Genomic DNA, 22,645 nt, shown 5'->3' on the forward strand with positions numbered 1-22,645 from the left:
AAAAATATGATGATCGCTTATGATTGACTCAGCTTTAACAGCTTCGCTAACATTTGAGCTATTTCTTCACGAGTCGCTGTATCTTTTGGAGCAAAGTTAAGCCCCGTACTTTCTGCAACAGGCTTGCCTGAAATAATTCCTGCCTGCTGAGCAGCTGCGGCTGCTTCAAGAGCATAAGAGCTTATCGACTTCTGATCCGCAAAAGCTGAACTGTCGCCACTTACAGGCAATGTCCAGTTCATAGCTTTCGCTAATCGCACGATCATGACAGAGAGCTGCTCACGAGTTACATTTGCCCGAGGATTGAACTGTCCATCACTTACTCCGGTAACAATTTCCTTGCGATTAGCCCACGCTACCGCTGCCGCATAATAATCGTCAGCCTTAACATCTGTGAAGTTTCCTGCTCCTTCTGCGCCCAGATTAACACCAGCCAATCGTGCTAGGAGCAAGGTAACATCTGCTCTGGTTAGTTGACTCTTAGCTCCGAACTTACCTTCACCAATGCCGGTAATTACATCACGAGCTGCCAAATACGTAATAGAATCTTTAGCAAAGCTGCTGCCAATATCAGAGAAGCTCACTTTGTTGTACCCTACTGCATACGTGGAGAATTGTGAAGTTTGGAAATTCAGTTGTCCCTTTGCTGCGTTATAGCTACTGCCTGCTAGTACAACCGCTTGCCCCGCATTCGTCAAATCATAAGCTACGACTGCATTAGCATCTTCATTTGCTCCTAGTGTATACGGCACTGTTATTGTCGCAAAACCAGCACCTAGGTTAGAGAGACGCTGACTGCCAGCGGAAATCGCCAGGTTTATTACTGGACGACTGCCAACCACAGCCTGAGCTTTGCCTTTCCCATCCGTGTCCACACTGCCGATGGACAGCTTAATGTCCTCACCCTTTGCTGCTGTGTGCACAGCCGAGAGTGCATTACGATCCAACGTTATCGTACCAGCTCCTGCTTCAAATACAACTGACTTTGCAGTACTACCTGTCAGTGCCGCAAAAGCACTCGATGGGAAGTTAAGTAGAACTTCACCTGAAGCTGCATCAACCTTAGAGCGGAATATCAACTGACCATTAGCATTATTCGCCAGAGACTTAAGTCCCTCTGTAACCATATCCAAAGTAACGGAGGCAACTAACTTACCTTCTGCATCCGCTGAAGCCTTAACCTCTACGATAATCTTATTACCTTCTGTGGTTACAGCTGGTGTTGTCGCCTGTTTAACTGGATCTTTAGTCGTTACCGTTGTACCAGGTCCCGGATTTGAAATCACCGGATCTGCTGCGGATACGGTCACAGTAGATTCAGCTACACCATAACCATCTCCGCTATAGGCGGAGATAACCGCTGTTCCCTTTGCCAAGGGAGTGACCTTTCCGTTGTTATCAACGGAAGCAACACTTGGATTCGAAGAACTCCAAGTTACCACATTCGATCCACCCTCAGTAGGAACTACGCTAGCCTCAAGCGTTGCTGAAGCTTCGCCAACCTTCAATGACAAAGAAGTCCGATTCAGTGTTACCTTCGATACATTCAATTGATAAATGGCCACAGTACCACCAACTTCATTCGCTACGAGTACTAATGGCAATCCAGTCGGGCTTGATGTTGCCGAAATAAATTCGATACCTTCTGGACCAGTGTCCGTTTCAATGGTGTTCGCAGGTGTGAATTGACGTGTATTAATATAGTTCACAAAATTCGGTTCCTCTGGATTCGTCACATCATAAGTCATCAGACCACCGATTCGCTCAAGACCAATAAAGGCCAGCGCTTTTTGTCCAACCTTGCCTACCTTGACATACTCAGGCTCCGGTCCTTTTTTGGTACTACGGTTATCCATGGTCGTGTTACTGTTGCTTGCATTGAAATATTCTGGCAGGCGTTCTCCGGTAATCTTTTCAAAGTCGCTGCCACTATCGTAGACCTGTTCCATAGAATCTGCTTCCCAAATGGAAAATGAACGGCCACCGTACAAGTAAATTCCATCATTGCCCATGTCAGACATAACTTCTACACTATCATATTTATCTTTATTTTTATTCAGAAACTTAGCCGCATCTGATTCCGGATCTAATGAGCCCTTCATTTTTTTGACTGAGCTCACGTTCACTTTACTATCCCATTCCGTTGCGTCACCTTCGTTGGCCGTGAACAGATAAGTTTTACCTCCGACCGTGTACTGATCTATACCATCAGGCATATACGTACCGAAGAATGGAACATTTTCTAAATTCACTTTATTATCTTTTACCAGGTCCAGAGCATTGTTAGGAAGGCTTAAATCCTTGAAACCTAATCCTTTAACCCATAGAACCTGCTTGGAGGCAATATCGATGGCAGCAATAGCATTATTCTCTTGAAGCGCTACATAAGCAATGGTCTGGTCATCAGAAAGCACCACAAACTCCGGCTCCAGATCACGTATCGCATCCTTTTTTTCGCCTTTGCCCGTAATCTGTTTAGTTACCGGATCAGCTACTCCACGAATATGGACAAGATCGTCAATTACATCAGGGTTATCGAACTTCACCTGAATCGAAGTGTCCTTGAGCGTATCAATGATCGTTACACTACCTTCAGGATCACCGACAGTCGTGCGTGGTTCAGCTTCGTCCGCTGTCAAAATGTAACGGCCATCATCGGTATACTTCACCATGTCCGGTTGTACTCCAGCTTCATAAGAAGCCAACATTTTACCATCATAATCGAGTACAAGAACCTTACCGTTCTTCATAGCATCTTCTTCTTGAATGGCTACAGCGATCCGTTTAGTAGCGGTGTTGATATCTACACTCGTCAGGTCTCCGTATGTAAATCCATCCACTTCGGATAGCTGTTCTACATTAATACTATATTCTTTTTGCGGATTAGAAGGGTCCTTGAGATTCACAATATCGACTGTTGCAGGGTGAGATGAACCATTAACGAGGTAGAACTTGCCGTTATCACGGTTAAACTTCACGATCTCCGCCACGCCGCCATCTTTATTGGTCACGCCTACAGCATATCCGCCGATCTTAGTTACACTAAGTAGATCTGGAGTCAAAGGTGCTGCGGCTTCCGCCACATTCAGTGGCACTATAGCTTCTGTCTTCTTCCGGGGTGTCGAACTGTCATACACTGCGATACTTACGGTGGCCGCCCCTACTTTCGTAGGAGTTCCACTAATATTCCCAGATGCTGCATCCAGTGATAGTCCGTCCGGTAAACCCGTAGCTTCAAAAGAATAAGGTTGTACTCCCCCATAAACGGACAATGTTACCGAATAAGGCGATCCGAGTTTTGCTTCTGAAAGATTCTGAGTTGCGATGCCAAGATCGCCTACATTTATTCCCCATTGTCCATCTGCGCTGTTATGTGGCTTTGCCAAGGCCAAAGCTGAAGCATCTAAGGCATCAAAGCTAATCTGTTTGAAATCTGCTTTATTGTTGTCTGAATCTACGAAATCAACGCGTCGAACGGACTTTTGTTTAGAAGTACCTTCCGCTTTCCCCGTAGGATAGTCCGTCTCGTATCCATCTATCTTAGCATTATCATCATTTGCTGCTACACCAATCATGTCCACGTAACTACTTGACATTGTTTGAAATGGATTCACAACCTGCAGCAAGTCTGTACTGCTTAGCAGAACAACCTTCATGCCTTTGTTATTAAAATACATCCCCGGCCAGGACTGATCGCCTTTGGCACTGATATCGTTTTTGTGATCCTTGTTGTTGGCATCATCGGTTATGAGATAAGAAGAATGAGCTTTAATGGTTCCGTTCAAATCCAACTTGCTCCATTGTCCAGCGAGCTTAGGATCCGAATATTGTACAGACCAACCTACTAAACTCACATCGGAATCGGTTGGGTTATATAATTCAATGTAACCTTTCGAGAAAAATCCACCTGATGCATCGGCAGTGTTGCCCCCACCATAAACTTGATTAACAATAATATGAGGAATCTTCACATGGTATTGACCGTCTGCCGTATAAGGCGTACCTGATTGAACGGATGCAGCCACTGCTGGACCTGCCATCCAAGCGGAACCTAACAACATCTCAGCTGTTAGCATAAGAGAAACAATAGCTTTACCTGTGGGTTTCAAGTAGATTTTCACTCCTATTGATAGTTTCTATCAATATAGAGTAATAGTATTACCTAACCTGCAGATTTGCGTAATGGTGATGTAAACATTCTCTATGCAGTAGCAGGAGTAATTTTCACAAATATAAATCGTGTAAGAGGCCCGACTAATAGAATTTGCAGTGGAAGTGCAACAATGAAATTCTTACCTATCGCAGACAGATAAGCCATCGGTAGTTCTGAGGTGAACCCTACATGAAGAACTGCGCCATAGAAGGACATAAACAGCACCATTCCGGTCACCATAAAAAAGGAGATGAACATGATTTTTTTGATCATCGGATCATTCTCTTTTACCAGCTTATGTGCGATCCCTTTCGCAACTTTCCCTACAACAAAGACATCCAGAATAAATGCAACTACAAACGCAGGTATGTAGCCGATGATCACATCTTTAACTAACGTACCTGACCAGCCCTCCATCAGCGCTACATTGTAAATGCTCATACCCAGCACCATCAAAGCACACATGATGAATGTAAATAATAATGCTTCTTTTTTGTTTCTTCCCATCTTCAAGCTCCTTTTATCTTTCAGTATTGTCAACCTGGATTACAATATCACAGCCATTCCAACTAAGTCAACCAAGTTGACAATGAATACAAATGACTTATACTTGGATAATGAGCGATGATTTAGGAGTGTTCACATGGATAACCATCTGCAAGAAATGAATCTTATTGATTTACTTAGTGAGAAACATCTAGCCCTACGTAAAATAGTGACTGACCAAGACCCGGATCAAATTAATAAGACTGAATCCCATATCCTAGCAGTTCTTGAAACACATCAAATGCTCACGATCTCGGAAATCAGTAGAATTATTCATATTTCAAGACAGGGTACGCATAAAAGTATTCAAGGACTGTTATCCCGCAACTATGTAGAAGCCGTGGAGGTCAAAGGAAATCAACGTGACAAAAACATCATTCTTACCCAGAAGGGTATCGAATGCAATCAAAGAATGATGATCACCAAAATCGAATTAGAGCAAAGAATCGCTAACAAGCTTGGGGCAGCAAACGTAGAGCATCTCAAATCTTTGTTAAAAGAGGAATGGCTCTAAGCTCCAGCAAAAAAAAAAAGACGCAGGGCTCTCCACTCTGCGTCTTTAAAAATCTTCAATTATTTTCCGGGAAATTGTCGTTAATTAGCTTTCAAAGCACTCTTTGCCGCGCTCTCCCCGCCAAGACGACCCGAGGTAAAGGAGTACCCAATACCAACGCCGTTTCCAACATAAGTATCGTTAAACAACACGCCTTCAGATTCAAGACCTACAGCAAACAATCCTTTCACTGGCGTCCGTTTATCATTCAGAACTTGGAACTTTGTATTTACTAGCAAGCCCCCAACAGAACCCAAGTTATTGATTTCAGCAATGATTGCATAATATGGACCTTCTTCACCCATAGGTTCTAAATACTCAGCAGCTTTACCAAATTCAGAGTCAACACCAGTTTTTGTCGCTTCTTTATAACTATTGTAATTTTCTACAAACACGTCAACATCCATTCCTGCATTCGTAGCTAATTCTTCAATCGTATTTCCTTTGAAGCCATCTCCGTTCTCCACCATCGAATCAAATACTTTCCCGACATTTGCCCAAGGGTTCTCAAGTGTAAATTGATCCGTAAATTCAGCATAGAATTCCGGTGGCATTCCTGGAAGACTTGGTGCATGAACACCGTTCATTCCTTTGGTCTGAAGTGCTTCCAATTGGGATTTCGAGACAATAACCATATGATAGGGTCCATTAAATGCACTTGTATTCGCTGCTGCAACCGAAGTTAGAGTCGCTGCTTCATCTCTGAATCTTGCGCCAGAAGTACCTACATTCATGAAATTCGGAAGATAAGTCAGCATTAGTGGATAACTTGCTTCAAAAGGCTCATATTGTGCTATTAGGCCTTGTGTTGCTCTAGCTAATGTTTGGTGAAGCATTTGTCCACCGAAGTTGTCCGGTACCTTAGCTCCAGCTTCCCATGCCATTTCGAGACCTTCCCCTACGTTTTGTCCTAATCCACCGTTAACCCCTTCGAAACCAAAAGCCTCTTTAACCATCTCTTTATTTGCAGCATAACCACCCGTTGCCATTATGACACTCTTCGCTGAGATTTCTAGCGTTGTACCGTCTGCTTTCTCAGCGACTACTCCCGTAACTTCTCCAGCTTCATTCGTAATCAGCTTCTTGGCAGTCGTTTCTGTGATCACTTGTCCGCCATGTTGTTCAACCGATTCGGACAACATTTTCCGAAGGGTCTCTTCACGGGTTTCATAAGCCGGCAGCACATGTAATTGTTCACCGAAGAAGTTCAGGAAGCTAGTTTTATATCCTTTTTCGGCTAACCAATCGTAAGTTTCACCGGATTTAGTAACATATTGTCTAATCGCTGCTGCATCCACTCTCCAGTGATTGTTGACAATCCAATCTGCAATTTCTTTTTCCACATTTACTTTTAGATTATTACTAGTAGCAGCAGAGGAGTTGTAGAACTTACCTGCCCAAGACAGATTACTTGCTCCCCCGATGACACCAGTTTTTTCTATAATAATAACCTTCGCACCTTTATCAGCTGCTGTAACCGCCGCAGATACACCGGATGCTCCAGCGCCCACTACAACAACGTCGGTTTCCAGTTTTTCTGTTTTCCCTTCACCGGCTTTTTTGACACCTCCAGCTTTGAGGACTTCAAGATTACCTCCACCTTTGGTTACGGCATCCTCTACAGCGGCAAGCATGGCTTCACTGGAAAGACTGGCACCACTAACAGCATCAACCGCCAAGGTTTGTCCTTCTAGAATTTGTTCTTTCATTTTTTCAAGTGCGCTATCGCCTAGGCCCCCTGTTTCCGATTGGCTTACAATCTTAATATCTTTAATTTTATCGGGCTCATCCATAGTTACTTCTACCTTAATAATTCCCTCTTTACCTTCCGCTTCCCCAGTGAACGTACCCGCTTTAAAGGACGATGACGACGAATTAGCCGACTCCCCATTTCCCGTACATCCGCTCAGCATGGAAACGATCAGCACCATACAAAAAGATAACATGAGCATTTTCTTGACGAAATTTCTGTTACGCATTCTGTTCTCCCCCAGTGTCTAAAATCTTATAACCTGAAACTGAAAACGTGATAATTTTCACAAACTTAATTGTTAATCAACAACGTAATCCGACAGGCTATATACCGAAGTGTAAACCTTGGTGCAGCACCAAGGTCAATGTATACTTTTTGTCCAACTAGAAAAAAACACCCGCTCAAAGAGCAGATGTTTAATAAGAGAAGCTATTGGATTGGGATATTCACTTCCAAATAAGATCTATTCTGGCCTTCGATTTTCTCAGTAAGCAATAATTTCCCGACCACATCTCCCGCTATGGCATAATGATTAGCCTCGATATAGTCGATCATGAACTGCAAAGAGTTCTTCGTGATATATTTTTCATCCGGACATAATATGGTAGCTGAGATACAATGACTTGGGCTAATATACTCTGCATATTCTTCGCTATCCATTTCGAATTTTTGCGCTTCTTCCTCTAGTAAGGTAAGGCCCCAGCTGTAATCAAAATTATTGTTTTCGCTGACAAAGTTATCTGTATCTTCAATTCTAAAAGAATAAAATGCATAAGGAAGTAAATCCATCCAAGTGTTGACCAAGCTTTTAACCATATCATTTTTTATTAATGCATTCTTATCCGTTTGCTTTAGTCTGTACATACCTGGCAGTTGTTTAAGTTTACACGTATATAAAGAGGACTCTAATCCCCTGAGTTCTTTATGAATTTCATTCATCTTATTAAGCAGCATCGTCTTCTGCTTGATCTCTTCTTCTAAATTCAACGCTGTTTCTTGCATCCTACCCATAACTTGCTTTAAAGAAGACTCCTTCATGAGGTTTGCCACTTCCGGTAATGGAATTCCCATACTTCTGTACCATCTACTCATAAGCAAATCTCTTGCATCTAAATCATTAAAATATCTGTAATTATTGCTGTTATCTTTAGTGGGTCTAACAATATCATGTTTCTCGTATAACCTCAGCGTATCCGCAGTCACACCGAGAATGGAAGCAAATTCCCCTATGCAATATTTCAACTGATGTCCCTCCATCCATATCATGCATACCCAGCCACATGAAATGATACACAGAAGGACCATTTTTAGATATGAAGTAGTTCATTTCTTACGATTCTAATGTATGCAAAAGATCACGCCAGACCAAACCAGTGAACTAATGTAAATCCAACTAAGGACAACAAGACCGAACCTATAAGCCCTGCTGCAAAAGACTTCATCCCCAGTCGTCTAAATGCCGCCAAGTCAACGTTTAAACCAAGTCCAGCCATCGCCATAGCGATTAGCATATAAGCTATCGTTACAATTCCATTTGCCACTGATGCTGATACGATCCCTAATGAATTCACACCACTGACGAGTAAGAAGCCTAGAATAAACCAAGGAATAGGAATGCTTTTCCATGAGGCTTTAGACTGTCCACCTTGCACTTTTCTTTCTGCACGATTGGTCCAAACCCCAATTAAGATAGCGACAGGAACGAGTAAGGCCACCCGAGTCAATTTGACGATAACCGCCATATCTACTGCTGCACTCCCACCTGCATCTGCTGCTGCAATGACGTGAGCAATTTCATGTAAGGTCGCTCCAGAGAAAACCCCATAGCCTAGATTCGATAAGCCTAGTAAAGGATACAAAAATGTGTATAGCAACGTGAATATTGTACCTAAAATTGCAACTATCGCTGCGCCAATCGCAGTTTCGTCGTCTTTGGCTTTGATTTGTGGAGCAATCGCCACCACCGCTGCCGCACCGCAGATCGCTGTTCCACAGGCTGTTAAGATACTGAGTCGCTTATCAACCTTGAATAGTCGGGCAAGTCCGTATACAACAGAGATCGTAAATACGATCACAATCACAGCCAGTAGAAATACCCGTGGACCTGCAGCAACAATATCCATTAAATTCAACCGCATACCGAGCAGGATAATCCCTAGACGTAGCAGCTTTTTGCTGGAAAAATCAGTGCCATGGGTGATCGTACCCGGCACTCCAACTGTTGCCCGCCAAATAATTCCGATTAAGATAGCAATGACCAATTGGCCCATAATAGAGAGAAAAGGAAAGCCTGCTAAATATTTTGCGACTAATGCAATGATTAAGGTTAACCCAATGCCAAGTGCAAAACCAACTTGTTTCTTATTGTTCGATTGGTATAATCCCTGTGAATCCCCCATGTCGTGTACACCCCTTGTATGAATCTCTAGATGACGGAGGTATGTATTTCCCTTCCCCCATGAATCAACAATAATACGCCATGGCTCGAAAGTTAAATACCAATATACTATCCGTAAGATTAGTATTCCTTATGCTTGAATCCATGCAAAAACTCATTTATGTACATGAGCGCCATTTCATTATTAAATGTTATTCGCTCTCCCCATCTGCGACTGACAATGATCCGGCATACACTTATCCAATCCATGACCGAATTAGTGAATTCCTGCTAAAGTACATCAAATGTTCTGATATCCTCTTTCACATCGGTAAATACTGCAAAAATACAGCAATCCCCCCGCTTATCACTTGAAAATGAATTCTGACGCAAGTATTACTGCAGATCCGCATGAATAAGTCGGTTAGCGATTGCTTATATCAATAAAAGATGTATTTTTGCAGGTTTATCCTCTACCCGTCATCTCAATTAGCTACTTTATTTCCTCACATTCACACAAAAAAACTCCTTCGAGAAGGAGAATACCGAAGCATCCACCTCTCCAAAAGAGCAATTGTGTTCCTATATTAATTTTTTAAAATTTACACTTCAAGCTTCTGGAGCTTAGTTCCCTTCGGGAGTACAGAAGTTATATACTCGTGAACGGGATGTTGTCCTTCAGCTTCCGCAAGTACCGTCACAATTCCTTGGTCCGTACCCGTTCTGATCAGACGTCCCATTCCTTGTTTAAGTCTTAGCAGCATGTAAGGTAAATCCACATCTTCAAAAGGATTGGAAGTCTCCGCACGTTTTGCCATAAATACAGGGTCAAGCGGAGGATAAGGCAGCGACCAAATGATCACATTAGATAGTGAAGGTCCTGGTATATCTAATCCTTCCCACAGCGTCACCGCACAAAGCACACTATGCTCATCCCGCTGAAAAGCTGAGATCAGATAGCTGATCTCCTGATCCCCTTCATAGAGGAAAGAATACTTGCTGGATTCTGCTCTCTGCGAGCTGAGCTGCTTGAACTGCAGAAGTTCTTCTCGAGTACGGAATAACAACAGGGCTCTTCCTTCTGTCTGCTGGATAAGCTTCAGGGAGATCTTCATTTTCTCAGCAAAATCACCGCTCTGAAGCTCAGGTACATAGATATTCATCTGGTGCTCATAATCATAAGGTGAGTCTACAGAGAAAGACAGGAAGTCGTGTATTCCAAGACTATCCTTCAAGTATTGGAATGATTTATCCACGGATAATGTAGCCGAAGAGAATACGATTGGCATTTTTTGCGTGAATAAGCTGTCTTGAAGTACTTCCTTAACATTACGCGGCATGACCGATAGCGTTAAGCCATCGCTATCTTCTGTCGCCCAGCAGATTAATGCACCTGAATCCTCAAACAACCTCAATGCGATCTCTATGGTCTCCAAACGTTCTTCCACAATCCGCAATTGATATTCATCAATCGTGTACAGTCCACTTTCGAATACTAATTCTTCTTCAATAGCGGCAATTACACTACGCATGCGATGCACCTCACGGATTAGCGATGCATTTAGCTCAATGCTTTTTCGATCCGATCCAGGAATGGTGCGGCATTGACGACGAATGTGTTTAAACATTTGCTCACTTTGCATAATCGCTTCATCGATAAGAACAGCAAGCGTTTCACGAATCTCATTCTGTAACAGACGAGAGATTAGTTCTTCAAAGACAACATGCTTCATTTTATAGCCTAACGCCTTCATGGCGGCAGATTCTAACAAATGCCCTTCGTCAAACACAACTGCACAATGCTCTGGAAGCAGAGGAATTTGACCCTCTCGTTTACGCGCTTCATAAGTCCAGACATGCTCCATGTAATAATCGTGGGAACAAATGATCAGATCGCTTGATTTCCGGTAATGATCACGGGACAACGTTTGTCCACAGCGATGACGCATATCACAAGTAAAACAATCCTGAAACGTATCCCAATTGATCTTATTCCATTGTTCATCATTCAGATCTGGATAATCCCTACGGTCGCCGTAGGCATGGAACTGCTGCATCGGTGCATGAGAATGTACAAAATCAGGTAAAGTACCATACAAACTCTCCAGCGGCAAGCTCCCATCATCATTGTTGCGAGCATGATCCAGCTTTTTCAGACACATATATTTATCTGGAGATTTCGCTAGTCTGGCATCAATATTCATATTCAGATGCTTCGCAAGCTTGGCAATATCCCCCTCTGGCTTCACCAACTGCTCAATCAAGGACTCGTCCGCACAAGCGATAATCGCAGGTTTACCCATATACCGCGCATAACAAATGCTATATAACAAATACACTAAAGTCTTACCCGTACCGACCCCTGCCTCAGCAAAAATCGTCTTCTTCTCAGCAAAAGCTCGCTCCACCTGAAACGCCATGTAAATCTGTTCATCACGAACTTCAAATCCTGCCTCAGGAAGAATTTCATAGAATACATCGCCGACCCATTCCCCTACTTGCTCCATAAAAGGTCTGGTCCGATCATATTCAAAAGGATACTGTGTCGCCAACAAGCCTACCTCCAATATTTGATCAGGCATATCACGTTATGCCATGAAAAATAGAATCAACGGAAAAACTCTATTATCTCATAAGATTGGAGTAATTACAAAGTAGTTCATTCGAAAATATGTTAGATATCGAGTTTACGAGTACCAATCCATTTCACCATTTCAGGATCCCGATGTGAAAAGAACAAACTCTGATTCGTATCTAACGTAGCAATGGATGCCATATCCTCTTGGCTTAATTCAAAATCAAAGATATTGAAGTTTTCGATAATTCTTTCTTTACGAACTGACTTCGGAATCACAACGATTTCTCTTTGTGTGAGCCACCGTAAAATCACCTGAGCCACGGATTTATTATACTTTTCAGCTATGGATACCAGTAACTCATTCTGGAACAAATTATTTTTCCCTTCAGCAAAAGGTGCCCATGACTCGATTTGAACATTATTTTCAGTCATAAATTCCGCATTTTCGATTTGCTGGTTGAAAGGATGCGTTTCAACCTGATTCACAGCTGGGACTACTTCATTATGAAGAATTAAATCAATCAAACGATCCTCATGAAAATTACTAACGCCGATAGCACGGATCTTGCCCTCACGATATAATTCCTCCATAGCTCGCCATGAGCCAAACACATCGCCAAATGGCTGATGAATTAAATACAAGTCCAAATAATCAAGCTGTAATCGGTTCAGTGATTGTTGAAATGCTTTCTTTGTGCGCTCATAACCCGTATCTTGAACCCAAAGCTTCGTAGTGATAAATAATTCCTCTCTTGCCACGCCACTCCGTTTAATCGCCCTGCCAACTCCTTCTTCATTTAGATAAGAGGCGGCAGTATCAATCAGGCAATAACCTGCCATAATAGCGTCATAAACGCTTTGCTCACATTCATTTGCATCTTGAATCTGATAAACACCAAAACCGAGTATAGGCATTTCAACATTATTGTTCAAAACTACTTTTTGCATAATATTACCCTCCAAGTTTTCAATGATTATTTGTAAATCCTCTTTCTGTTTGCATATCCTTATTATGTACCTGATGATAAAGCTACCGTTATCCCATTCTTGCCAAATGTTTGCCTAATTCTCTCACTAACACTTATGTAAGGGATGAATATAGACTATAATCAGACTATAAAGAGATAACGAAATGAGAGGATCAAATGCCTGAAATAATGACTAAACAGCAGAATGAACTCGTAAAAATCATTGACCATTACACAGAAAAAGATGGTGTTCACCAAACTGCTATTCCCTCTTTATTTTTCATGCGTGACTCGAATGCGTCCATACCAAAGCATGGAGTTTACAAACCTTCCTTATGTTTGGTGGTACAAGGGGCTAAGGAGGTATGGCTGGCACAGGAGCGTTTTAGATACACCCCCTCCGATTACCTCATTGCATCCGTTCACCTGCCAGTTACCGCCCAAGTCACTGAAGCCACTTCCGATGTTCCATACTTAGGGTTCAAGCTTGAATTTACACCAAGTCAAATTTTAGAGGTTTTACAGGAATCTGAAGTTCGAGTTTACGCTAAAGAAAATCCTAAGCGAGCTATGTTTGTTAGCCAGATGGAGTCTTCCTTAATGGATGCGGTCCTACGGTTAGCTCGTTTGTTAGATCAGCCTAAAGACATTCCAGTGTTAGCTCCATTATTTACAAAAGAGATTCTTTATCGGGTGCTACAAGGGCAAAATGGGATTGCATTGGAGCATATTGTAATGGAAGGAAGCTCAACTCATCTAATCAAAGATGTTATTGAACATATCATGAATAACTATGCTAGTTCTTTTAAGATTGAGGAGCTTGCCGAAATAGCGAATATGAGTGTTTCTTCGTTTCATCGGTACTTTAAAGAAGTAACTGCAATGAGCCCTATTCAGTTCCAAAAACATCTGAGACTTCAGGAAGCCCGCCGGTTATTACTAACCGAGTCAGCAGATGCCACCGATGTGGCATTTCGAATAGGCTATGAAAGTCCTTCGCAATTTAGCCGTGAGTATTCCCGCATGTTTGGTTTTCCTCCTAAACAGGATGTAAAGCGTCTGAAGGCATAACACGTTTAGATAAAACCTAATCTTAAATAGTAACTGACCCAAATAAGGGCGAGCATAGCTAACTGTAAGAAACGATAACTTAGTAAGACTAGTAGGCAGCCGGTCACACGACAGCCAGATGCCGCAAGCTTGCAGGTCGATCAATACCTCGTCGGGTGCCAATAACGGAACTTCCGTCGTTGCGACTCTGAAATTCTGCGGTCCAAAGACTCTAATTTGTTTCATATACCCTCCGTTCAATAGCAACAAGCTTGACGAGTCTGTGAGTCGGATCTTCAAGCAAATTAGGATTAACAGAACACTGCTTAAAGCGAATGGGAACATCATTCTTCTTAGACAAAATAAAAACTCCCCTTCAAGTAACGGTTATTAATTAAACCTTTGTCTACTTGAAGAGGAGCTTATCAAAATCGGTAGCCTGTTACGTAATTTATAATAGTGAGGTTACGAACTTCACCTCCGGAAAGCCGCTATTCGGTCCTTTCATTAAGATTCCGCCTTTATTTTTCAGATACATATCGAAGAAATCAAGCATATAGGCATTAATAACGGAGTTTGCTCTTTCGGGAGCAACCTTTCCGGTAACGCCCAGTATTTTGAATATCGGAGTAATGAACTGTACGTCGGTGAAATTCAAATGCTCCGTATTTTCGATATAGAGAACCTGTCCCCCTTCGTCGACTGTCTGGCGCATCCGTTCAAGTTCTAACTTTTTATCTTCCGTTACTTTATCCTCCCACTCTCTTGTTGAGCCCATACGGTTAAGCTCTGAATCCGTGTAGACCCGGTTATCCATCACCATTTTTAATTTTTCAAATTCGCTTTCCGAGTGGATGAACAAAAACGGCTTACGCAGACCCTCTCTTTCACGCAAACGATAAAGCCCTCCATCAAAGTCTATTCCAACCGCGATTCGCGGATCGTAAGAGGCGTCATAGGCCGTCGCTCCGCCGATGGAATGACCGAATACACCGACATTACCGAGATTAATTCTCCCTTTTAGATGACTTGGAATCTTCCCCGATTGGATGAGCTCGAATTGGTCCAGCACAAACGCCACATCGTCGGTTAAAACTTTACCCAACTTGTCGCGATTACCTCTTTCCGTCTGGTAATCATGGTCAGGCGAGAATAAATCGTTAGTTGTGCTGGTCGTGATTCGACCGTCTGGAAACTTGGTTGCAAATGTATTGTAGGTGTGGTCAATCACTGCCACGATATATCCGTGACTCGCGAGATATTCAGCTTGCGCCGTGTGGAGGAACCTGGAAGAGCCGAAGCCGGGATTCGCAAGGATCAGTGGGTATGAAGTCTGTGCAGAAGAGATTTCAGCCTCCGAATAAGCATGACTGGATACGTACTTTAGGTGTTGTAAAGTAAACCCGGGAAGGCCATAGTTCATAGCCATATAACGTAAAATCTGGGTATCTGGAATAAAGGGAGCGTACTTGCCGGTGCCATCTTGAGCCGGATACCATACCTGAACCATCAACTCTCTCTTGCCTGTCGCGGTTTTGCTAAATGTTTCCTCCCGGTTTTGGTCTATGAAATGAAAGATTTTCGTGCCTACCTGCAACTCGCCGGTTGGCGCCGGAAAGTCGAATACAGGAAACACATATATGAAGCACCCCGTTGCTATTAGCCCAATCACGATAAAAAGGCGGCCCAGCACCCTACGAATTCGCGAGGCAGTCCGAGCGACTTTCGGCTTTATGAAAACGTCTTTAAGCGAAAGCATAAGCATCAGGATCGTAAATCCGTATAAAAATACAAGTTGAACCCTGTATCCTTCGACAAGCAAATGTATCACTAAAAAAATGGAGCCTGCTCCGCTTGTCAGGAGCAAAGCAGATCTTCGAATACGTTGATTTAAAATGAACAGGAGTGCCAAAAAACTGGCACTTGTAAAGAATAGCAGCATTTCAAAAAACCTCACGACCAACTCCCCCTTAAAAATAATCCTATCAATGGATTAGTATAGAGGAGCTGTTAGGTTGATGCCATTGATCTAGATGACAATTCATTGATCTAGATGACATTTACCTAACACTTTTGTAAGGTTTCGTGACGATGGCGCAGTGCAATATGCTGTTATGTAGGGGAAAGAAAAGCCCCCTCCGCCGCATGTCATGCCCAAGGGATATTGACAAATTTAATTACTGAACATGTATTTCTGATTTGATATCATGTTGACTTAAAAATTTCATTAAATCATTACTAAGCTGCACAATCTCATTGTTAGCATTATTCGCATAATCCGGCAACATCATATCCCTAACCATTTTAGTTCGTAGCCATGTCATAAAGAAAAGGTCCAAAAATAAGTTTGGAAATTTAAGCACCATTTTAAGCATTGGTGGATCAATTGAAACGCCAGCTTTTTGTGTTGATCTTAGATACGCTTTTAAAGTGAATGTTATTTTGCGTGCTGTCTTTCTAGTTCTGGCTGTTTTTTTGTCAATGATCTTATTCTCAGAATGCAAAAAGCTCAACATGGCAATGTCTGATACGGAATGTGTGATCAGATACGCTTGCATATCTTTTTTAATAACGTAGGGAAGCTTTGCAGTTTTAAATAATTTTGCAAGGTTTTCTATGCGTTCTGTCACTACACCATTAATTTCTCCAAATGCAGTTGCCGCTATAAACTTTGGTAGAAATCGAGCATGCAATACTCCATCTTTAATCTGTCCGCCGAAGCCGGGAAAAGCTGGTAAAAGTCTATCCCCTACGATATCCAGCCACAAAGAAAATCCAATTGAATTACTAGTCATCGTAACTATATTTTTGCTTTGATTATCTTTTAGCGCTAACAACGCTGCTTCGGACCGATCATAACGAACGGTAACGAAAATAAAATCGTATACATCGTCATTTTCGAGCGTATCAATGACATTCACTTGTATCGATCTAACTGTACCTTTTTCTATATACTGCAGGCCATTTTCTCTTAATGATTTATATCTATTCGAATGTGCAAACAGGCTAACGTCAAACCCTGCTTCAATAACCTTAATTGCGTACATGCTCCCGATGACACCTGCACCAAAAATTAAAATTCTATCTCGTTTTGCTGACATATAAACCACCCCTACTTATTAATATTCCCTTTTGATTATCCGACAACATGTTGTATGATGTGATTATAAATCTTCATTATTCCTTGATCAACCATCAGTTTTTTATGATTTGTCGGATGATATTCTTATTCACTAATAGGAGGGAAACATGAAAAAGCAACCCCAAATAACGGAGAAAACAAAACAAAAGTTTGTAGAAGTTTTTTGTGAGTTATATAGCCAAAAGCCGATTGAGAAAATTTCGATTCAGGAAATTTCGAATAAGTCAGGATATAACCGCAGCACCTTTTATCAATACTTTACTGACATTTACGAATTGTTAGACTCTGTTGAAAATGACCTATTGAATGAAATGAAAAAAGAATTGGCAAATAAAGAGCTATCGATGGATAAGGTTCAAGATACGCTCTATTGTCTGGATAAAAAAGAACATCTCCTGGTTCTTAATGCCCTTTTGGGTGATTATGGAAGTGCCCGTTTTTTAAAACGCTTAAAAAAAGAAATCACTTTGGATCAATTAGAATTAAACGTTCCGCAAAACCAATCCTTAACACCATACTTCATTGAGTTTTACCTGACAACTGCCCTTTCTTTATTTCGTCTTTGGCTCCAGCGTCAAAAGGATTTATCGTCAGAAGAATTTTTCAAGTTAGTAGAGAACCTATATTCAAAAGGGATTACACCCTATTTTAAAGAGTGAGTCTGTCATTCAAAATAAATCCATATGTTGTATAACAATAAAAAAGCGCGCATAGGCTTGTTTACACAATATACTCCATAAAGACTGACCTACTCTTAATGGTCCGCATTCTGTAAATACAGACTTCTGCAAGTTTTTCTTCAGAGAAATTGCCTCTATTTGTGATACGGTTCACCGCGCTGTCTGTAACGGCAAGTTTTTGAGCCATCCTTTGCGGGAGTGTCAATATTTTTTCAAATACGCAGTCCCGCCGACACGTGCCCACCAGCAAATCCGGTCAACTAATAGCCGAGATATTGGATATATTCCGCCTGACATGTGATGGGGTCCAAGCTAAACAAGCCCGGCACAGTGTTTCGTGCATGGGCTTGTTTTGTTATTTGGGATGAGAACCCCATATTAGGCTTTACGTATGCTAATGGATCAGCTGCCATAAACTTCGAACTCATAAAGAGAATACCAGTCGCCTGTGCCTCGATCTGTCGCATGCATCCTTATATACCTTGCATTTACCGGTTCAAAGTAGATATCGTCTATACCACCGTCTCCATTCGTTGTCATGTATATATCCGTCCAGTTGGTTGCATCGTTCGACACCTGAATCTTATAGCCCTTAGCATGAGCATACTCCCAGTTGAGTTTGACATTGTTGACGCGGGTTTCCTGTCCGAGGTCTACATAGATCCATTGCGGATTTGAATACAGGCTGGCCCATCTTGTCGTTACATTACCATCCACCGCTTTATCGGCCGTTAATGTGGATGTCTCGTTGGAAGAGGATGTTGCCGATTTGTTTAAAGCTAGATTCGGTTTGCCATAAACCTGGAATTCATATAAGGAATAACCATAGAAGGAGTAAGCTCTTTGGGTTCCGTACATTCTTACATACCTTGCATTTACGGCAGTAAAGAATATATCGTCAATCCCCCCGTCTCCATTCGTTGTCGTATACACATCCATCCAGTTGACAGTGTCATTCGATACTTGAATCTTGTAGCCTTTGCCATAGGCAAGCTCCCAATTCAATATAACTCGATTTATGTTATAAGCCTGCCCAAGGTCGATCGTAATCCATTGCGGGTCTGCAAACTGACTGGCCCATCTTGTCGTCACGTTACCGTCAACCGCATTATTCGGAGAAAGAGCTACCTCTTGATTGGAAGATGACGTAGCTGTATTATTTAACGCCAAATTTGTTGTAGTAGCGGATCCGACGCTGTCTCCATATACTTGAAACTCATAAATAGAGTAACCATAGCTCGTGCCCCTCTCTGTTGCGTGCATTCTCACGTATCTTGCCGTTGTAGGCACAAAGCCTATATCGTCTACACCTCCGTTGCCTGTCGTTGTCGAATACACATCGGTCCAATTGACCGCATCATTCGATACTTGAATTTTGTAGCTCTTGCCGTAAGCATACTCCCAGTTAAGTTTAACGCGTTTGATGTTATTAGCTTGCCCGAGATCGACGTAAATCCACTCTGTACTTGAATACTGTTGGCTTGACCACCGTGTACCCGGCAAATTGTCAACAGCTTTAGCAGCGGATAGAGAAGAACTTTGGTTGGATGAGGCTACTGCCGATTTACCGCTTGCAAGATTAACTGGAATGGTATACGTTCCTTTAACAAATTTGTAGATATCTTCATACATCTGTCTCCCGTCATAAACTCCGTTTACACCGTTGTTATTCTTGTTTTTATACAAGTTGTATATCCCAAAAATATCTTGATACCAACCCTTGACCGCTCCCGTCATGTATCCGTATTCTACGCCGGCCTTTAAGTAATTATCGAATCTGTTTTTAAAATCGGGGTCGAACATCGCTCTTTCGTCAAACTCCATTTCGATGCCCTTATTATATGTTTGAGCTTGGGTCGATACATTCGTCATTCTCGAATAATCAGTCTCCGGAACGAAATAGTGATTGGGCTGCTGGATGCTAAAATCGATTGCATAATTATTCCGGTTGTTGCTTTGTCCGGCACCAAAGTATGGAATCCAGGCAAGTTTCAGACCAAGCGTATGAAGATAGTTACCAGAGTTATTAATTGCATTTACTTCACCCGGATTGCCGGGATCAATATCTTCATGGAACCAGTAGAAGCCTTTTAATTCAAGGTTGCTGTATTGGGCTTGATTCCATCTGCTTAATACGGTGTCGATATACCATTTGGTTACCTTCGTCATATTGCTAGGCATCGAATTCAGATTTTCGCTGATTCCGTCGTTATCGACATCTCCGAAATTGGTGATTTCGCTATTAGGATAAGGCAGCATAATATATACTTTGGATTTGTAATTTGTTAGGTTTAGTGTGGTTGCAACTTGCTGGGTTGCTTGGTTGAGGGCATCGAGCTGTTGATTAGAGGTGAAAATGCGGTTTATATACCATTCCCAATCCGCCTTATAGGTCCACTTGGCAGGGTCCGCTGTATCACCAAAATCTCTATAGTCAGATGTGTTGATTCCTAGAAATAGAAATGAATCGAAAAAGGTGTCATCCATCACATTATTACTGTTGTAGTGCGCAACATAGGGCAAAAGCGTATTCTTGTCATACGTGCCGATTTCTCTTCCCTCGTATGTCGTTCGTCCACCGTAATATCCAGTATAAAGCAAGGCCATGTTCTTCACATTCCCAGATGCCGCGGTATTTGGTGGGAAATATCCTGTTGCAGCAGCAGCGGCAAGCGGCTGTTCTAAGTTAGACTGGGGTTGTTGCTCGAGATCAGGATCGGACTTTTCTTGTTGTCCCTGCTGATTAGGAACTTCAAGTAAAGGCTGTTGATCCTCCTGCCCCTGCGAAATCTTCGGCGACCTATCCCCTTCTCCCTTCACTACTGATGGTTGAACAGAAAAAACAATCGATAAGATTAACACAAATGATAACAGCAAGGAACTTCGTCTTGGATACCTCTGACTTCGCTTCATCTTTCATCCCCATTTCTTAGGTTTAAATGAATTTTAACAAGTCTGGTACATGGTCTTGATCCGAGTGTCCATTTTATCCAAGCTCCAAACGGCCCCTTTACGACTAATTCTATGAGGCAATTTTATGCTTGAAAATAGATATCTGTTTACTTTCATATACACCTTTTTACAAATCAAAAAATGAACCGATGCACCTTTCTCTTGTTTCTTCGAAATGTGACCTACGCACATATATTCAAACCCATACGCCGCAAGGAATTCCAAAAAAAACTTGCCCTTATTTGTGGTACGGTTCTCCGAGATTGATCTTAAACCTCCTACCCATTAGCTTAATGAACCACTCCATTTATTAACAATTATATTGCATATTCCACAAAGAAAAATCTAATGCCATTTTTTTGCGCTATTTTAATCAAATCGGAGCTAACTTTAGAAGAATTAAATAATTTTTATTCAAAGTATCGCGAGAATGAGTGGAGCTACGTAGTTGAAAAGCAAGTGAGTAATAACATTACCTTTATTGAACATCGTGATTTGAAATTCAAAGCATTGAAAGCAGAGGAACAACTAATCAGCTATTATATTGTTTATACTTGGGGCAGTAGTGACTATCCATTAAGTGATCTTGATATACGAGGGCATTAACACTTAAAGCAACAAGATATTTTTTTAGTATTAAGTAAAAGGGCGGAGAAGAAATGCATTGGAAAAAGTATTTTATTCTATTGCTACCAACGATAATAATTGGGCTATTTTTATTTTACATTCTTCCAGCAATCCAAAGGCCTTATGTTTTAATAGTTCCTATGGTATTTTGGTTGATCTATTACTTTTGGAGATATATTGAAAGAAAACAAAAGAATAAATGATAAAGCGCTCATTCATTAAAAAACGGCAGCCTAGGACTTTGTTTCACTCGTCCAAGACTGCCTCTTTTTTATAGACTAGTCAAAATTACAGTATTACTTCCAAAAGTCCGTCCCAGGAAAAACAAACTCTTTATCTAGCGCTTCTTCCCCATCCTTAAAGCAATCCGCCCAGGGAACACGTTGCTTTCGCACATTAGCAGCATCCTTCACGCCAAACTCCTGATATCTTACAGTTTGCTCATTCGCTGAGTTATTCCAGTTGTCCCAGCCCAAAGGATGAATATGCGAACCCATCTGACAACCCACAAATGCAGTCTTAGCGTACTCGCGCCAAGGGCGTCCTAGATACACCGGAGCAATATCACGCACTGCTGTTAAGAAGCAATTTTTAAAAATAAAACCATGTGACTGTCCCTCGGGTGTGGAGGCAGCTGTTATATACCCTGTATTGTTTTCATAATGACGTAAACTGCGGATCTCACATTGATCGAAATAAGCCGTTGCACCGCCAAAAATAAAATCAACCGTTCCTTCTATATAACAATGCTGATACAACTGGCGATAATGGATATGATGATCTCTCAGTGGAATGCCTCCGAATGCCCCTCGCTCTCGTGGAGCAGGCGGCAAAGGTCCTGTAAATAACGTGTCTTGATACCCTTTGAAGGTACAATGTCTGAACACGGTTTGGTCGCAATGTGCATAAACGGCTACCGCCTGACCAATATGTTCTCCCTGCCCAGCACTGTTGGTAATCACCAGGTTCTCTAAGACCAGGTCGGTACCTCCCAGAAATAACGTTGGTGTAGCAAACGTATTGATTTCTTCACCCGCTTCATCACGCTCTTTGGCATAACGATTCATGGTTATTTCCACGGTTCCAAGTCCAATGATCGTAAGATTAGAACGGTAAATTCTAACTGTCTCATGGTAGACACCTGACAAAATATAGAGCGTATCCGCTTGGCTAATTGGCTCACGCTCTAGCGAATTTATCGCCTCTTGAATCGTGTGATAATCGCAACAGGATTCTTTGCCTACTACTAGCATCGGTGGCTAAGTT

16 protein-coding genes are annotated in these 22,645 nt (G+C 41.9%); 4 read left to right on the forward strand and 12 right to left on the reverse strand.

The genetic code is table 11. The features are described 5' to 3' along the window. Positions 1 to 17: 17 nt before the first annotated feature. Positions 18 to 4,109, reverse strand: a complete 4,092-nt coding sequence (locus tag MKX35_RS24785; protein WP_143759324.1) for a choice-of-anchor I family protein — start codon at positions 4,107 to 4,109, stop codon at positions 18 to 20. A 92-nt stretch (positions 4,110 to 4,201) separates the two neighbouring features. Next, positions 4,202 to 4,660: a DUF2798 domain-containing protein gene (locus tag MKX35_RS24790; RefSeq protein WP_076298598.1), complete on the reverse strand. Its 459-nt coding sequence runs from the start codon at positions 4,658 to 4,660 to the stop codon at positions 4,202 to 4,204. 136 nt (positions 4,661 to 4,796) lie between these two features. Between MKX35_RS24790 and MKX35_RS24795 the strand changes: the two genes are divergently transcribed. Continuing rightward, positions 4,797 to 5,213 carry a MarR family winged helix-turn-helix transcriptional regulator gene (locus MKX35_RS24795; RefSeq protein WP_076283253.1) on the forward strand — a complete coding sequence of 139 codons (417 nt, stop codon included), beginning with the start codon at positions 4,797 to 4,799 and terminating at the stop codon, positions 5,211 to 5,213. Positions 5,214 to 5,293: 80 nt separating this feature from the next. Here the strand turns inward: MKX35_RS24795 and MKX35_RS24800 are convergent, their stop codons facing one another. The 5 genes from MKX35_RS24800 to MKX35_RS24820 all read right to left on the reverse strand — a co-directional run bounded on the left by MKX35_RS24800 (position 5,294) and on the right by MKX35_RS24820 (position 12,908). Then, entirely contained in the window at positions 5,294 to 7,231 is a 1,938-nt protein-coding gene (locus tag MKX35_RS24800; protein ID WP_076298599.1) for an FAD-binding protein, read from the reverse strand. Between the two features lie 203 nt (positions 7,232 to 7,434). Then, positions 7,435 to 8,247, reverse strand: a complete 813-nt coding sequence (locus tag MKX35_RS24805) for a MerR family transcriptional regulator (protein ID WP_076298600.1) — start codon at positions 8,245 to 8,247, stop codon at positions 7,435 to 7,437. 113 nt (positions 8,248 to 8,360) lie between these two features. After that, entirely contained in the window at positions 8,361 to 9,404 is a 1,044-nt protein-coding gene (locus MKX35_RS24810; protein WP_042186676.1) for a YeiH family protein, read from the reverse strand. A gap of 580 nt (positions 9,405 to 9,984) precedes the next feature. After that, the gene (locus MKX35_RS24815) at positions 9,985 to 11,964 is read right to left on the reverse strand and encodes an ATP-dependent DNA helicase (protein ID WP_076283257.1); all 1,980 of its coding nucleotides are present in this window, start codon (positions 11,962 to 11,964) and stop codon (positions 9,985 to 9,987) included. 92 nt (positions 11,965 to 12,056) lie between these two features. Further along, the gene (locus tag MKX35_RS24820; RefSeq protein ID WP_076298601.1) at positions 12,057 to 12,908 is read right to left on the reverse strand and encodes an aldo/keto reductase; all 852 of its coding nucleotides are present in this window, start codon (positions 12,906 to 12,908) and stop codon (positions 12,057 to 12,059) included. Positions 12,909 to 13,105: 197 nt separating this feature from the next. On the opposite strand from MKX35_RS24820, the gene MKX35_RS24825 reads away from it, so the two are divergent. After that, positions 13,106 to 13,999 (forward strand): AraC family transcriptional regulator, encoded by an 894-nt coding sequence (locus MKX35_RS24825; RefSeq protein ID WP_076298602.1) that lies wholly within the window; start codon positions 13,106 to 13,108, stop codon positions 13,997 to 13,999. Positions 14,000 to 14,210: 211 nt separating this feature from the next. On the opposite strand, the gene MKX35_RS24830 is transcribed toward MKX35_RS24825, so the two are convergent. The 3 genes from MKX35_RS24830 to MKX35_RS24840 form a co-directional block, all read right to left on the reverse strand. Next, on the reverse strand, positions 14,211 to 14,339 hold the full coding sequence (locus MKX35_RS24830) for a hypothetical protein (RefSeq protein ID WP_256716227.1): 129 nt from the start codon (positions 14,337 to 14,339) through the stop codon (positions 14,211 to 14,213). A 90-nt stretch (positions 14,340 to 14,429) separates the two neighbouring features. Next, entirely contained in the window at positions 14,430 to 15,935 is a 1,506-nt protein-coding gene (locus MKX35_RS24835; protein ID WP_076298603.1) for an alpha/beta hydrolase family protein, read from the reverse strand. 220 nt (positions 15,936 to 16,155) lie between these two features. After that, positions 16,156 to 17,079: a ketopantoate reductase family protein gene (locus MKX35_RS24840; protein WP_341044449.1), complete on the reverse strand. Its 924-nt coding sequence runs from the start codon at positions 17,077 to 17,079 to the stop codon at positions 16,156 to 16,158. Positions 17,080 to 17,227: 148 nt separating this feature from the next. Between MKX35_RS24840 and MKX35_RS24845 the strand changes: the two genes are divergently transcribed. Then, positions 17,228 to 17,779, forward strand: coding sequence for a TetR/AcrR family transcriptional regulator (locus MKX35_RS24845; RefSeq protein WP_076301174.1), 552 nt, complete (start codon positions 17,228 to 17,230; stop codon positions 17,777 to 17,779). 423 nt (positions 17,780 to 18,202) lie between these two features. On the opposite strand, the gene MKX35_RS24850 is transcribed toward MKX35_RS24845, so the two are convergent. After that, entirely contained in the window at positions 18,203 to 20,713 is a 2,511-nt protein-coding gene (locus MKX35_RS24850) for a DUF4855 domain-containing protein (RefSeq protein WP_076300827.1), read from the reverse strand. A gap of 498 nt (positions 20,714 to 21,211) precedes the next feature. Here MKX35_RS24850 and MKX35_RS24855 point away from each other — a divergent pair, with 498 nt between their 5' ends. Beyond that, positions 21,212 to 21,358, forward strand: coding sequence for a hypothetical protein (locus MKX35_RS24855; RefSeq protein ID WP_223178916.1), 147 nt, complete (start codon positions 21,212 to 21,214; stop codon positions 21,356 to 21,358). 317 nt (positions 21,359 to 21,675) lie between these two features. Here MKX35_RS24855 and MKX35_RS24860 read toward each other — a convergent pair whose 3' ends face one another. Continuing rightward, complete coding sequence (locus MKX35_RS24860) at positions 21,676 to 22,632, reverse strand: pectinesterase family protein (protein ID WP_076300826.1); 957 nt, start codon at positions 22,630 to 22,632, stop codon at positions 21,676 to 21,678. Positions 22,633 to 22,645 lie beyond the last annotated feature (13 nt).

It is taken from the genome of Paenibacillus sp. FSL R5-0923 (assembly GCF_038009145.1).
In the GTDB taxonomy this organism is placed as follows: Bacteria; Bacillota; Bacilli; order Paenibacillales; family Paenibacillaceae; genus Paenibacillus_AQ.

Bases quoted from the DNA above. Each gene is read 5' to 3' on its own strand.
- MKX35_RS24790 (WP_076298598.1), bottom strand. From the start codon at position 4,660: ATGGGAAGAAACAAAAAAGAAGCATTATTATTTACATTCATCATGTGT.
- MKX35_RS24795 (WP_076283253.1), top strand. From the start codon at position 4,797: ATGGATAACCATCTGCAAGAAATGAATCTTATTGATTTACTTAGTGAG.
- MKX35_RS24800 (WP_076298599.1), bottom strand. From the start codon at position 7,231: ATGCGTAACAGAAATTTCGTCAAGAAAATGCTCATGTTATCTTTTTGT.
- MKX35_RS24810 (WP_042186676.1), bottom strand. From the start codon at position 9,404: ATGGGGGATTCACAGGGATTATACCAATCGAACAATAAGAAACAAGTT.
- MKX35_RS24815 (WP_076283257.1), bottom strand. From the start codon at position 11,964: ATGCCTGATCAAATATTGGAGGTAGGCTTGTTGGCGACACAGTATCCT.
- MKX35_RS24820 (WP_076298601.1), bottom strand. From the start codon at position 12,908: ATGCAAAAAGTAGTTTTGAACAATAATGTTGAAATGCCTATACTCGGT.
- MKX35_RS24825 (WP_076298602.1), top strand. From the start codon at position 13,106: ATGCCTGAAATAATGACTAAACAGCAGAATGAACTCGTAAAAATCATT.
- MKX35_RS24840 (WP_341044449.1), bottom strand. From the start codon at position 17,079: ATGTCAGCAAAACGAGATAGAATTTTAATTTTTGGTGCAGGTGTCATC.
- MKX35_RS24845 (WP_076301174.1), top strand. From the start codon at position 17,228: ATGAAAAAGCAACCCCAAATAACGGAGAAAACAAAACAAAAGTTTGTA.
- MKX35_RS24850 (WP_076300827.1), bottom strand. From the start codon at position 20,713: ATGAAGCGAAGTCAGAGGTATCCAAGACGAAGTTCCTTGCTGTTATCA.
- MKX35_RS24860 (WP_076300826.1), bottom strand. From the start codon at position 22,632: ATGCTAGTAGTAGGCAAAGAATCCTGTTGCGATTATCACACGATTCAA.